This window comes from Cronobacter sp. 153480017-3 (genome assembly GCF_053627815.1).
The window spans coordinates 202,556-216,302 of sequence record NZ_JBSEYN010000004.1 but is presented as its reverse complement, the minus strand read 5'-3'; the positions used below and the strand labels follow the sequence as shown (position 1 = coordinate 216,302).

At 60.1% G+C, this 13,747-nt stretch carries 11 protein-coding genes; 8 read left to right on the top strand and 3 right to left on the bottom strand.

The annotated features are described in order from the left end of the window. The first annotated feature begins 1 nt into the window (after position 1). Genes dppB through dppF form a run of 4 tightly spaced genes read left to right on the top strand, consistent with a single transcriptional unit; the run spans position 2 to position 3,940 of the window. Positions 2 to 1,021, top strand: a complete 1,020-nt coding sequence (gene dppB / locus ACUW6V_RS11755) for a dipeptide ABC transporter permease DppB (protein ID WP_007895616.1) — start codon at positions 2 to 4, stop codon at positions 1,019 to 1,021. Between the two features lie 9 nt (positions 1,022 to 1,030). After that, a complete protein-coding gene (gene dppC / locus ACUW6V_RS11750; RefSeq protein WP_007895619.1) occupies positions 1,031 to 1,933 on the top strand; it encodes a dipeptide ABC transporter permease DppC in 903 nt (300 codons plus the stop codon). Between the two features lie 11 nt (positions 1,934 to 1,944). Then, positions 1,945 to 2,940: a dipeptide ABC transporter ATP-binding protein gene (gene dppD / locus ACUW6V_RS11745; RefSeq protein WP_004387621.1), complete on the top strand. Its 996-nt coding sequence runs from the start codon at positions 1,945 to 1,947 to the stop codon at positions 2,938 to 2,940. Beyond that, positions 2,927 to 3,940, top strand: a complete 1,014-nt coding sequence (gene dppF / locus ACUW6V_RS11740) for a dipeptide ABC transporter ATP-binding subunit DppF (protein WP_007797331.1) — start codon at positions 2,927 to 2,929, stop codon at positions 3,938 to 3,940. The genes dppD and dppF overlap by 14 nt, the downstream gene beginning before the upstream one ends. Positions 3,941 to 4,141: 201 nt before the next feature. Here dppF and bcsG read toward each other — a convergent pair whose 3' ends face one another. From bcsG to bcsE, 3 genes are read right to left on the bottom strand one after another with little or no spacing between them, the layout of a single operon-like run. Further along, positions 4,142 to 5,827, bottom strand: coding sequence for a cellulose biosynthesis protein BcsG (gene bcsG, locus ACUW6V_RS11735; RefSeq protein WP_454038379.1), 1,686 nt, complete (start codon positions 5,825 to 5,827; stop codon positions 4,142 to 4,144). Then, the gene (bcsF, locus tag ACUW6V_RS11730) at positions 5,820 to 6,017 is read right to left on the bottom strand and encodes a cellulose biosynthesis protein BcsF (RefSeq protein ID WP_004387623.1); all 198 of its coding nucleotides are present in this window, start codon (positions 6,015 to 6,017) and stop codon (positions 5,820 to 5,822) included. Before bcsF ends, bcsG begins: the two co-directional genes overlap by 8 nt. After that, positions 6,014 to 7,588 carry a cellulose biosynthesis protein BcsE gene (bcsE, locus tag ACUW6V_RS11725; RefSeq protein WP_454038378.1) on the bottom strand — a complete coding sequence of 525 codons (1,575 nt, stop codon included), beginning with the start codon at positions 7,586 to 7,588 and terminating at the stop codon, positions 6,014 to 6,016. The genes bcsF and bcsE overlap by 4 nt, the downstream gene beginning before the upstream one ends. 172 nt (positions 7,589 to 7,760) lie before the next feature. Here bcsE and bcsR point away from each other — a divergent pair, with 172 nt between their 5' ends. The 4 genes from bcsR to bcsB are packed head-to-tail and all read left to right on the top strand — an operon-like array spanning position 7,761 to position 13,747. After that, positions 7,761 to 7,964, top strand: a complete 204-nt coding sequence (gene bcsR / locus ACUW6V_RS11720) for a cellulose biosynthesis protein BcsR (RefSeq protein WP_004387626.1) — start codon at positions 7,761 to 7,763, stop codon at positions 7,962 to 7,964. Beyond that, the gene (gene bcsQ, locus ACUW6V_RS11715) at positions 7,961 to 8,689 is read left to right on the top strand and encodes a cellulose biosynthesis protein BcsQ (RefSeq protein ID WP_097577966.1); all 729 of its coding nucleotides are present in this window, start codon (positions 7,961 to 7,963) and stop codon (positions 8,687 to 8,689) included. The genes bcsR and bcsQ overlap by 4 nt, the downstream gene beginning before the upstream one ends. Further along, positions 8,686 to 11,304: a UDP-forming cellulose synthase catalytic subunit gene (gene bcsA / locus ACUW6V_RS11710; RefSeq protein WP_454038377.1), complete on the top strand. Its 2,619-nt coding sequence runs from the start codon at positions 8,686 to 8,688 to the stop codon at positions 11,302 to 11,304. The genes bcsQ and bcsA overlap by 4 nt, the downstream gene beginning before the upstream one ends. 10 nt (positions 11,305 to 11,314) lie before the next feature. Continuing rightward, entirely contained in the window at positions 11,315 to 13,747 is a 2,433-nt protein-coding gene (gene bcsB, locus ACUW6V_RS11705; protein WP_085045660.1) for a cellulose biosynthesis cyclic di-GMP-binding regulatory protein BcsB, read from the top strand.

Sequence of the window (13,747 nt, the reverse complement as noted above, 5' to 3'; positions counted from 1 at the left end):
TATGTTGCAGTTCATCCTCCGACGTCTGGGGCTTGTTATCCCGACGTTTATCGGTATCACCCTTCTCACTTTTGCCTTCGTCCATATGATCCCCGGCGACCCGGTGATGATCATGGCGGGCGAACGTGGTATTTCCCCTGAGCGTCACGCGCAGCTGCTAGCCGAGCTGGGCCTTGATAAGCCGCTCTGGGAGCAGTATCTCCACTATATCTGGGGTGTGCTGCACGGCGATTTAGGCCTGTCGCTTAAAAGCCGCCTCCCGGTGTGGGACGAGTTCGTGCCGCGCTTTAAAGCGACGCTAGAGCTTGGCGTCTGCGCGATGATTTTCGCGGTTGCCGTGGGCATTCCGGTGGGCGTGCTGGCGGCCGTTAAACGCGGCTCCATCTTCGATCACACGGCAGTCGGCCTGGCGCTGACCGGCTACTCCATGCCTATCTTCTGGTGGGGCATGATGCTGATCATGCTGGTCTCGGTGCAGCTAAACCTGACGCCGGTCTCCGGGCGCGTCAGCGATATGGTGTTCCTTGACGATACTAACCCGCTGACTGGCTTTATGCTTATCGACACCGCCATCTGGGGCGAAGAGGGCAACTTTATCGACGCGCTGGCGCATATGATCCTGCCCGCCGTGGTGCTCGGCACCATTCCGCTGGCGGTGATCGTGCGTATGACCCGCTCGGCGATGCTGGAAGTGCTCGGCGAGGATTATATCCGCACCGCGCGCGCCAAAGGCCTGACCCGTATGCGCGTCATCATCATTCACGCGCTGCGTAACGCCATGCTGCCGGTCGTGACGGTGATTGGGCTTCAGGTAGGCACGCTGCTCGCGGGCGCTATCCTGACGGAAACTATCTTCTCCTGGCCCGGCCTCGGCCGCTGGCTTATCGACGCGCTCCAGCGCCGCGATTATCCGGTGGTGCAGGGCGGCGTGCTGCTGGTGGCGACGATGATTATTCTCGTCAACCTGCTGGTCGATCTGCTCTATGGCGTGGTGAACCCGCGTATTCGTCATAAGAAATAAGGGGCCATCATGACGCAAATGACTGAAAACAAAGTGGTGGCCGCACCGGTGCCGATGACGCCGATGCAGGAATTCTGGCACTACTTCAAACGGAACAAGGGCGCGGTCGTCGGGCTGGTGTATGTCGTCATCATGATCCTGATAGCCGTCTTCGCCAACTTTATCGCGCCGCACAATCCGGCAGAGCAGTTCCGCGATGCGCTGCTGGCCCCGCCGGTCTGGCAGGATGGCGGCAGCTGGGCGCATATTCTCGGCACCGACGATGTGGGCCGCGATGTGATGTCGCGCCTGATGTACGGCGCGCGCCTGTCGCTGCTGGTCGGCTGTCTGGTGGTGGTGCTGTCGCTGGTGATGGGCATTGTGCTCGGCCTGGTGGCGGGCTATTTCGGCGGCATCGTCGATACCATCATTATGCGTATCGTCGATATCATGCTGGCGCTGCCGAGCCTGCTGCTGGCGCTGGTGCTGGTGGCGATTTTCGGCCCGTCAATCGTTAACGCTTCACTCGCACTGACCTTCGTGGCGCTGCCGCACTACGTGCGCTTAACGCGCGCGGCGGTGCTGGTGGAGGTGAGCCGCGACTACGTGACCGCCTCCCGCGTGGCGGGCGCCGGCGCGATGCGCCAGATGTTCGTCAACATCTTCCCTAACTGCCTTGCGCCGCTGATTGTTCAGGCGTCGCTCGGTTTCTCGAATGCCATTCTCGATATGGCCGCACTGGGCTTTCTCGGCATGGGCGCGCAGCCGCCGACACCGGAGTGGGGCACCATGCTCTCCGACGTGTTGCAGTTCGCGCAAAGTGCCTGGTGGGTCGTGACCTTCCCTGGTCTCGCTATCCTGCTGACGGTGCTGGCATTTAACCTGATGGGTGACGGCCTGCGTGACGCGCTCGACCCCAAACTCAAGCAGTAAAGAGGCACGAGATGGCGTTACTGAATGTAGATAAATTATCGGTGCACTTCGGCGACGAAGGCACCCCGTTCCGCGCCGTAGACCGCGTGAGCTACAGCGTGAATCAGGGCGAAGTGGTCGGCATCGTGGGTGAATCGGGTTCCGGTAAATCGGTCAGCTCGCTGGCGATTATGGGCCTTATCGATTTCCCTGGCCGCGTGATGGCGGACAAACTGGAATTTAACGGCCAGGATTTACAGCGGATTTCGGAAAAAGAGCGCCGGAACCTGGTGGGCGCCGAAGTGGCGATGATCTTCCAGGATCCGATGACCAGCCTGAACCCCTGCTACACCGTGGGTTTCCAGATTATGGAGGCTATCAAAGTGCACCAGGGCGGCAATAAAAAGACCCGCCGCCAGCGCGCGATTGATCTGCTAAACCAGGTTGGTATCCCGGACCCTGCGTCACGTCTGGATGTCTATCCGCACCAGCTTTCCGGCGGGATGAGCCAGCGCGTGATGATAGCCATGGCTATCGCCTGTCGTCCGAAGCTGCTGATAGCCGATGAACCGACCACCGCGCTGGATGTGACCATCCAGGCGCAGATCATTGAACTGCTGCTGGAGCTTCAGCAAAAAGAGAACATGGCGCTGATTCTTATCACCCATGACCTCGCGCTGGTGGCCGAAGCGGCGCACAAAATCATCGTGATGTACGCAGGCCAGGTGGTGGAAACCGGCGAAGCGCGGGATATCTTCCGCGCGCCGCGTCACCCGTATACCCAGGCGCTGCTGCGCGCCCTGCCGGAATTCGCGCAGGATAAGGCGCGTCTGGCGTCGCTGCCAGGCGTGGTGCCGGGGAAATATGACCGCCCGACGGGCTGTCTGCTCAACCCGCGCTGCCCCTACGCGACTGAACGCTGCCGCGTGGAAGAACCGGCGTTAAACCTGGTGGACAATGGCCGCCAGTCGAAATGCCACTACCCCCTCGATGATGCCGGGAGGCCAACCAATTATGAGCACGCATGAGGCCACTCTGCAGCAACCGCTGTTGCAGGCTATCGACCTGAAAAAACATTACCCCGTGAAGAAGGGGCTCTTCGCGCCGGAGCGTCTGGTGAAAGCGCTGGATGGCGTGTCGTTTACGCTTGAGCGCGGTAAAACGCTGGCGGTGGTGGGCGAGTCCGGCTGTGGGAAATCCACGCTGGGCCGTCTGCTCACCATGATTGAAACGCCGACCGGCGGCGAGCTGTACTACCAGGGGCAGGATCTGCTGAAACCGGACGAAACGGCGGAGAAACTGCGCCGCCAGAAAATCCAGATCGTGTTCCAGAACCCGTACGGCTCGCTGAACCCGCGCAAAAAAGTGGGGCAAATCCTTGAGGAGCCGCTGCTTATCAATACCCGTCTCAGTAAAGAGGCGCGCCGCGAGAAAGCGCTGGCGATGATGGCGAAAGTGGGGTTGAAAACCGAGCATTACGATCGCTACCCGCATATGTTCTCCGGCGGTCAGCGCCAGCGTATCGCCATCGCGCGCGGGCTGATGCTCGACCCGGATGTGGTGATCGCCGATGAACCGGTCTCGGCGCTGGATGTATCAGTGCGCGCGCAGGTGCTGAACCTGATGATGGATTTGCAGCAGGATCTGGGGCTGTCGTATGTGTTTATCTCCCACGATTTGTCGGTGGTGGAGCATATCGCCGATGAAGTGATGGTGATGTATCTCGGCCGCTGCGTGGAGAAGGGCACCAAAGACCAGATTTTCTCGAACCCGCGTCATCCGTATACCCAGGCGCTGCTCTCCGCGACGCCGCGCCTGAATCCGGACGACCGCCGCGAGCGCATCAAGCTTACCGGCGAACTGCCAAGCCCGCTGAACCCGCCGCCGGGGTGCGCCTTCAGCGCTCGCTGCCGTCGCCGTTTTGGCCCGTGTACGCAGATCCAGCCGCAGTTGAAGGAATATAATGGCCAGCTGGTCGCCTGTTTCGCCGTCGATCAGGATGAAACCGGCGAGCCGCGCATTCCTTAACGATGAAGCAAAACGTAAAAAGCCGACGCAGAGCGTCGGCTTTTTTATGGGCGTTACGGTGCAAGGCGGTGGATGCGCTACGCTTATCCCCCCTACGAAACACGGGCCCGCCTGTGTAGGGCGGGTAAGCCTCGCGCACCCGCCGCGCTAAAAAGAAAAGCCGACGCTTACGCATCGGCTTTTTTAACATGGCCCGAAAAATTATTGCGGGTAAGGTACCCAGTCGCCGCCGCTTAAGCGCACCCACGGTTTGCCCTGATACTGCACCACCACGGCGTTGGCGTTCTCGGAAACCGGCGCGCTCTGCGGCAGATTGCTGGTCAGCTTCTGCCAGTCCACGTTATCGGCCACGAAGTCTTTGCCATCGAGTACTCTCACCACAAGCTCAGAAATCGCGAGGAAACTGCTCGGCTGATCGATATCGATAGCCGGGCCCTGATGCGGTGCCTTCATGCCGATAAACTTAATGCCCACCGGCACATGGGTGATAGACGGGCTCGGGATATCGCGCAGGCCAGACACCTGCATCTTATCGCCCTGCAGCGCCGCGCCGTGCTCCGGCACCACCACTACCATCACTTTGCGGTTCTCTTTCTCAAGCTGCGTCAGGAACGCATCCAGCTCGTCAAACAGCTTCTGCGCGCGCGCTTTGTAATCGGCGGTTTTGCTGTTGCCCGGATAGTGGTTGCCGTCGTGCAGCGGCAGCAAGTTATAGAACGTGGCGCTGCGATCGCCGCTGCCCTCGCTCTTCACGGTTTGCTGCCAGCGGTTCAGCACCGCCGTATCGTCATACACCGGCGAGCCGTCAAACGACAACAGATTCACCGGCAGGCCGGATTGATCCATCAGCGGCTCCTGCATATTGCCGTTTTCGCGCACTTCTTTCAGGAAGTCACCGAACACGCCGTTATGGTCCATCATCAGGTGGCGCTTAAAGCCAAGCTTCGCCAGGTTATCGAACAGGTAGCACTGCTCGCCTGCGGGTTGGTAGAGATTTTTATGCGACGGCTGCCCGCAGCTCGCGCGCAGCAGGCGGATAGCGGCCGGGCCGCTGTATGACGTGCCGGAGTTAAAATTCTTAAACACGATGTCGAAATGCGACCAGAGCGGATGCGACATCAAACCTGTGGCCTCCACGTCAGACCAGGCCAGCGAACAGATATTAATGACAAGCAGATCGAACGGCTGCGCATCTGCCGGCAGGCTCGCCGGGAAGGGAGTCTGACGTTTGGATTCGCTGGTGTAAAAGCTGTTCAGCCAGTCGTTAATGCTCTGGTTGCTCGCAGGCGCGGTTTGCAGCGGAATATCGCCCGCCACCACCGTACCGGCGGCGTTCGCGACGGTCGGGGCCGCGCCGCCACCGGTCGTGGTAACCGTCGCCGCCGTGGTATTCCCGGCAGGCCACAGCGAGACGACCGGGCCGGTTACGGTCAGCACGTTAAGCCAGATCATAATCGCCACCACAAATACCGTTACCCGCACCCACTGTGAGAGGAACATCCAGGCGACCAGCAGCACAAAGGCGGCGCCAATCATCTGCCAGTTAATAAAGCGTGCCACCAGATCCAGCACATAACTGGTGCTGAAGCCCGCCACCTGCGAGCCCTGACTCATAATGCTCTGCGGGCCAGGCAGCCAGGTATCATGCCAGAACAGGCCGATACCGACAGGTATGGCTATCCAGTGGCGCAGGCGATGCAGGCGCAGGTTCGGAATAGGGAACAGCAGAAACGCCATAAACACCAGGTTGGCGAGCGGGTGGAAATTCAGATAGCCCGTCCAGAGCAGGCCGAATTTCAGCAGAAAATAGTAGTTCCAGCCGGAAAGGCCGCGCCAGTTTTGCCAGCCTGAGCGGGCAAGGGGAGCGGAGTGAACGTGATTAGTCATGTTTTAAATTTGCCTTGACGGTAGAGCGGCGGCGCAACGTACCAGCGGGTTTAACAAATCGTGGGCGAAACAGCAGCGGGCGCAGCGTTTTCATCATGCGACGCTTGCCCACACACAGCGCGTATCCCAGCGGGATAAAAATCAGCGCGCACAGCGCAATAAGCTGAAGAATATCGCTAATCGACATCATAACGCGCGCTCCTGTGCGGTGTCGTTAAGCAGCGTAACGGGCGTCGGCACACGGCGCGTGACCGTTTTTGGCGTGTCGGCGAGCAGCGCGGCCGTTTCCCTTGCCTTACGGGTCATCTCAAGCGGCGCAGCCCATTGTTCCGGACGCATCGCGCTCATCTGCATGATCTCCGCCGCTATCTGTTTATCTTCATGCCACACCATACGGTTGGAAAACAGCTCGCTTATCGGCAGCGGGAAAATATGGCTCAGCGCAGTGTCGAGATCGGTAATGCGGCAGAACGATAAAAACAGCACCAGCCGGTTTTCGCCGAGCGTTACGATATCACCCATGCGGCCCGGTCGGCAGAGCGTCAGCGCCTGTTCGACACGAATGCCCGGCACCGGACGCAGCGCGACCAGAATCCCTTTATTATCCTGCGGAATCAGTACGTTATTCATCAACGCGCCGACGGCGGTGCAGAAGATATCCCACGGCTGATAGCCGCGCATTTTCAGCGGCTGCATCGCCTCCAGCAGCATATCCACATCTTCCGGCACAAAGCGGGTGAATGGCTGATTCTGCACGCTTTCAATCAGCGTCAGGCAGCGCGAGAGCGGGGCGTTCCACGGGATCACCATATTCGCGCCGCAGCCCAGCAGCAGCCGTTCGTCGGTGGCGCGCACGCTGGCTTTGTTTTCGCGCACGAGGATTTTCAGCGCGCTGCCGCGCTGACGGCGCAGGGCGTGTACATGACGCGCCAGCCCTTCAATCTGGTTATTTTGCGTGAGGGAGAAAATCACCGTCGCGGCCTGCGCCTGACGCGCCTCGTTAAACAGCGAATCGTTGTCCTCAAAGAGCGTCCAGTTTTCCGACAGCGGCGGCGCGCCTTCGAGCACCGCGATATGGCTCAGCACGCGGCGTTCGTCGCTGCGCGCCTGGAATGAGACCTCCTGGCGTGGCACCAGCGACAGGCGGTCATTAATGAATGTCACTGGCAACTGCTGACGCGCGCTCACGCCTTTATCGTTAAACCAGAATGCCACGTCATACAGCCAGGCGTCGCCCTGATAGCGCAGCGTGGCAAGCCCGGAGAGCTGCTGATATTCGGTCATCAGCATGGAAGTTTGCTGGTCGGCCTGCGCGCCGGAATTAATAATCAGCAATGTGCAGTGATGTTCCTGCGCCCAGCTTTGGCTTTTTCTTATCCAGGCTTTAATATGAGCGGGCGCTACGCCTTGCCAGGCGTTTTCCGCACACAGCAGCACAATGAAATAGTTTTCAGGTTCGAAACTGCAAAGCAGATCGTGATGCAGGCGATGAAGCGCATTTTGATTTTTCGGCATGGTAAACAGGCGTACTTCATCCGGGCCTTGCGGTGCAGCCGGCAGCGGCGTAATCACGGCTTCCGGCGCGGCGTCCATCGTAATTACAGCCACTTTGGTTTCGGGGGGTTGCGCAAGCAGCGTCTGGTTGACGAATGTAATGGCATCGCTGTGGCGGTCGCAATTTATCCAGGCTGTTCCGCCTGCGGAAATATGGCGCAGTTCATCCCAGAGCGAATCAATGCCAATTGAAAAAACAAGAGCCATGGCGCCCTCAATATATAAAGAGTATGAGTGTCAGTTTACTAGCGAAAGCCAGGAAATAAACCTAACATTGAAATTAAAGAACATGATCATTAGCATGCAAACCGGGATTGCGTAGATTCACTGTTTTCGTTTGCTGGCTTTAGTGATATTGCTCTAAGGAAAAATAGAATATATGCCTGAGAATGACGCTAAGGCCGCACGCCAGCCCGATCGTGGCTATACCTTCCAGAATGATTTTGAAGCGCTCAGCCGGGTGTTTTCACTTCCAGATCTCGACTACACCGATATATCACAACGTGAACAACTCGCGACGGCAATTGCGCGCTGGCCCCTGCTGGCAGAATTAGCGCGTCGTGACGCAGGAGCGCAAGGATGACCGTTCTGGCATTACAGGGCGTGCGCGGCGGCGTGGGGACAACCTCATTAACGGCGGCGCTCGGTTGGGCACTGCATCAGCTGGGCGAATCGGTGCTGGTGATTGATGCCTCGCCTGATAACCTGCTGCGCCTCTCTTTTAATATCGATTTCGACCACGCTGACGGCTGGGCGCGCGCGCTGCTGGACGATAAACCCTGGCAGTCCACCGCCTGGCGTTACGCACCGGGTCTGGACGTGCTGCCGTATGGCGCGCTGCGTCAGACGGAGCGGGAAAACGACGTGACGCCAGCGCTCGGCGCATTCGCGCAACATCTGCACATACTCAAGGCGAGCGGCCAGTGGCGCTGGATATTGCTGGATCTGCCGTGCGGCTTTGACGCCGTGACCCGCAGCCTGTTGCAGGTGGCGGACCGCACGCTTTGCGTGGTGCAGCCCGACGCCAACTGTCACGCCCGCTTACATCAGCAGGCGCTGCCGAGCGGCTGCGATCTGCTGGCGAATTTTCGCCTGATTTCAAGCCAGATACAGAACGACATCTGGCAGCTCTGGCTGCAAACGCAGCGTAACCTGGTGCCGGTCGCGGTGCATCGCGACGAGGCGATGATGGAGAGCCTGGCCGCCAAACAGCCGGTGGGGGAATACCGCCCGGATTCGCTGGTGGCCGAAGAGATTGTCACGCTGGCGAACTGGTGCCTGCTGCATTACAGGAGTGAGGGCGCATGATAAGCCTCTCCGCGCTGGTGCTCGCGCCGCCGGTTCGCGCGCGGCTGCGCGAGCGTTATATCACGTATCGCCGCAACGGCGCGCCGCCGTTCAGCGCGGCGCTGGGCTGTTTCTGGCTGACGCTCGCCTGGCTCTTTTTGCCGCTGGAAAACCCGCGCTGGCAGGCGATCCGCGCGCAGCACGCGCTGCTGTTCCCGCATATTCATCCCGACCGCCCGCGTCCGCTCGATACCGTGCGTTATCTGCTCCAGGCGTTGTGGCTGGTGGCGCTGCGTCCCTGGCGCGCCGTCGGTACGCCGCGCTGGCGGCCTGTTTCGAAACTGCAGGTCTGGCGCGAGCGTTTTAACCTCTGGCTGGAGACGCTCCCGCAACGCTTCAGCGATGAAACCGACCACCTTAACGAGCAGAAAGAGCTGGGCCACATTAACGAACGACTGCGACGCGTCGTGCTGGGCGTGGTGGTTATTTTCTCGCTGGTGCTGGCGCTTATCTGTGTGACGCAGCCGTTCAACCCGCTCTCGCAGTTTATTTTCCTGCTGCTGCTCTGGGGCGTGGCGCTGCTGGTGCGCCGTATGCCGGGCCGCTTCTCGGCGCTGATGCTGATTGTGCTGTCGCTGACCGTCTCCTGCCGTTACATCTGGTGGCGCTACACCTCGACGCTGAACTGGAACGATCCGGTCAGCCTGGTGTGTGGTCTGGTGCTGCTGGTGGCGGAAACCTACGCGTGGGTGGTGCTGGTGCTTGGCTACTTCCAGGTGATCTGGCCGCTTAACCGCCAGCCGGTGCCGCTGCCGAAAGATCTTAAAGTGTGGCCTTCCGTCGATATTTTCGTGCCGACCTATAACGAAGATCTGCACGTGGTGAAAAACACCATTTACGCCTCGCTTGGCATCGACTGGCCGAAAGACAAGCTCAAAATCTGGATACTGGATGATGGCAACCGCGAGGAGTTTCGCCGCTTCGCGCAATCCGTTGGCGTGGAGTATGTGGCGCGTCCGACGCACGAGCACGCCAAAGCGGGCAACATTAACAACGCGCTGAAGCTCGCGAAAGGGGAGTTCGTGTCGATTTTCGACTGCGACCACGTCCCGACGCGCTCTTTCCTGCAACTGACGCTCGGCTGGTTCCTGAAAGATAAAAAACTCGCGATGATGCAGACGCCGCACCACTTCTTCTCGCCGGACCCGTTTGAGCGCAACCTCGGGCGTTTTCGTAAAACGCCGAACGAAGGAACGCTGTTTTACGGGCTGGTGCAGGACGGTAACGACATGTGGGACGCGACCTTTTTCTGCGGCTCCTGCGCTGTGATCCGCCGCGGCCCGCTGGATGAAATCGGCGGCATCGCGGTAGAAACCGTCACCGAAGACGCCCACACGTCGCTGCGTCTGCACCGGCGCGGCTACACCTCCGCCTATATGCGTATTCCGCAGGCGGCGGGGCTCGCGACGGAAAGCCTGTCGGCGCATATCGGCCAGCGCATCCGCTGGGCGCGCGGCATGGTGCAGATTTTCCGTCTCGATAACCCGCTCTTTGGTAAAGGGCTTAAGCTCGGCCAGCGGCTGTGCTACGTCAACGCGATGCTGCACTTCCTCTCCGGCGTGCCGCGGCTTATCTTCCTGACCGCGCCGCTGGCGTTCCTGTTGCTGCACGCCTACATCATCTACGCGCCCGCGCTGATGATTGCGCTGTTTGTGCTGCCGCACATGGCGCACGCGAGCCTGACGAACTCCAAAATTCAGGGCAAATATCGCCACTCGTTCTGGAGTGAAATCTACGAAACGGTGCTCGCCTGGTACATTACGCGGCCCACGATGGTGGCGCTGTTCAACCCGCATAAAGGGAAATTTAACGTCACCGCCAAAGGCGGGCTGGTGGAAGAAGAGTACGTGGACTGGGTGATTTCACGTCCGTATCTGATGCTGGTGTTGATCAACCTGCTCGGCGTGCTGGTCGGCGTCTGGCGTTATTTCTACGGTCCGGCCAATGAAATGCTGACGGTTATCGTGAGTATCGTGTGGGTCTTCTACAACCTGATTATCCTCGGCGGCGCGGTGGCGGTGTCGGTGGAAAGTAAACAGGTGCGCCGCTCCCATCGTGTCGAGATGGTGATGCCGGCGGCGATTGCCCGTGAAGACGGTCACCTCTTCTCCTGTACGGTGCAGGATTACTCCGACGGTGGCCTCGGCATTAAGGTGCACGGCGGGGCGCAGTGGTTACAGGGGCAAAAAGTGAACCTGCTGATGAAACGCGGCGCGCAGGAGTATGTCTTCCCGGCGAAAGTGGTACGCGTCTTCGGCGACGAAATCGGCCTTAACCTCGACGGCCTGACCACGCGCCAGCACATCGATTTTGTACAGTGTACCTTCGCGCGCGCCGACACCTGGGCGCTCTGGCAGGACAGTTTCCCGGAAGACAAACCGCTGGAAAGCATGCTCGATATCCTCAAGCTCGGTTTCAGAGGCTATCGCCACCTGGCGGAATTCGCGCCAGCGTCACTTAAAATTGTCTTTCGCACCCTTACCACGCTGGTTTCCTGGATAGTGTCGTTTATCCCCCGTCGTCCGGAGCGGACGGCGCTGGGGGAGCGTGCGCTCCCGGTTATGGCTCAACAATGATGAATATGCGATGAAAAGAAAACTCTCCTGGATGTGCGCTGTGGCAGTGGGAATGAGCCTGTTGCCCGGTGCCTACGGCGCGCCTGAAGCCACTAACGATCCGAACGCCACCGCCGCGCCGACTGCGCCTGTGGTCGCGCCTGCGACTGAAGGCGTTATGACCGCCACGCCTGCGCGCACCGAGGCGTTAACGCCCGCCACGCCGCCTGTCGCGGGCACCGAGCCTGCGCCTGCGACGGAAGGCGCGGTGCTCGGCCAGGTGATGCCGGGCGTGGAAGGCGCTGGCGCGCCCGTGGTTCAGGACGGCGCGCCCGCGCGCGACGTTACGCTGAGTTTCGCCAGCATCGCGCCGCCGCCAGGCAGCATGGTTCTGAAAGGCACCCGCCCGGACGGTTTTGTCGAGTTCGGGATGCGCAGCGATGAAATTATCTCGAAAGCGACGCTGAACCTGACCTACACCCCGTCGCCGTCGCTGCTGCCGGTGCAGTCACAGCTGAAGGTTTACCTGAACGATGAGCTGATGGATGTGCTGCCGGTGACCAAAGAGCAGCTCGGCAAGAAAACCACCGCCCAGGTGCCTATCGATCCGCTGTACGTCAGCGATTTCAACCGCGTGCGCCTGGAGTTTGTCGGCCACTATCGCGACGTCTGCGAAAACCAGGCCAGCAACACGCTGTGGATGGATATCGGACGCAACAGCGCCCTGAATCTCACCTTCCAGACGCTGCAGCTGCAAAACGATCTGTCGCACTTCCCGGTGCCGTTTTTTGATTCGCGCGATAACCGTCCGCTGGAGCTGCCGATGGTCTTCGCCGCCGCGCCGGATCTTGCGACCCAGCAGGCCGCGAGTATTGTCTCTTCGTGGTTTGGCTCCCGCTCCGGCTGGCGCGGTCAGCGCTTCCCGGTGCTCTATAACCAGCTCCCCACGCGCCATGCGATCGTCTTCGCCACCAACGATAAACGCCCGGACTTCCTGCGCGACCTGCCGCCAGCCAAAGGCCCGATGGTGCGCATGATGAGCCACCCGCAAAGCCCGTGGGTGAAACTGCTGGTGATTGAAGGACGCGACGATAAAGATTTACTCCAGGCCGCCAAAGGCATCGCGCAGGGCAGTTTGCTGTTCCGTGGCGACAGCGTCGAAGTGGGCGAGGTCAAACCGCTGCTGGCCCGCCAGCCTTACGATGCGCCGAACTGGGTGCGTACCGATCGCGCCGTGACGTTTGGCGAGCTGAAAGGCTATGAAGAGCAGTTACAGGCGACCGGCCTTGAGCCGAGCCCGATTTCGCTGACGCTTAACCTGCCGCCGGATCTCTATCTGCTGCGCAGCAACGGCATCGATATGCGTCTGAATTATCGTTATACGTCGCCCGCCACGCGCGATAACTCGCGCATGGATATCAGCCTGAACAACCAGTTCCTGCAATCTTTCAACCTGCTGCCGAAAGATGAAACCAACCGTCTGCTGCTGCGTCTGCCGCTGTTGCAGGGGCTGCTGGACGGCAAAACCGAAGTGACGCTGCCGACGCTGCGCCTCGGCGCGGCGAACCAGCTGCGGTTTGATTTCAACTATACCAACCCGCTGCCAGGCGGCACGCTGGACAACTGCGTGACCTTCCAGACGGTGCCGAACCGCGTAGTGATAGGCGATGATTCCACGCTGGATTTCTCCAACTATCATCACTTTATCGCGATGCCGGATCTGCGCTCTTTCGCCAACGCGGGTTTCCCGTTCAGCCGGATGGCGGATCTCTCCGATACGCTTATCGTGATGCCGAAACAGCCGAACCCGGCGCAGCTCACGACGCTTTTGGACACCGCAGGCACTATCGGCGCGCAGACCGGTTTCCCGGCGGTTAACCTCACCATCACCAACGAGGGCGGCGACATGCAGAATAAAGACGCCGACATTCTGGTGATCGGTACGCTGCCCGCGTCGCTGAAAGATGAAAAACGCATCGATATGCTGGTGAACGCCACGCAAAGCTGGGTGAAAACCCCGACGCGCGACGTGACGCTTATCGATACCGACGACCGCGACCGTCAGCCGCAGGTGCAAACGGAAATCACCTCTTCCGGGCCAATGGCCGCAGTCGTGGGCTTCCAGTCGCCGTATCACGATCAGCGCAGCGTCGTCGCGCTGCTGGCCGACAGCCCGCGCGGTTATGAGCTGCTCAACGACGCGCTCAACGACAGCGGTAAACGCGCCGCGATGTATGGCTCGGTCTCGATTATTCGTGAATCGGGCGTGAACAGCCTGCGCGTGGGTGATGTTTACTACGTGGGCCACCTGCCGTGGTTCGATCGTATCTGGTATGCGCTGGCGAACCACCCGATCCTGCTGGCGATTTTCGCGGCCATCAGCGTCGTGCTGCTGGCGTGGGTGCTGTGGCGTCTGCTGCGTATCCTGAGCCGCCGCCGTCTTGATCCGGGCAACCATGAGTAA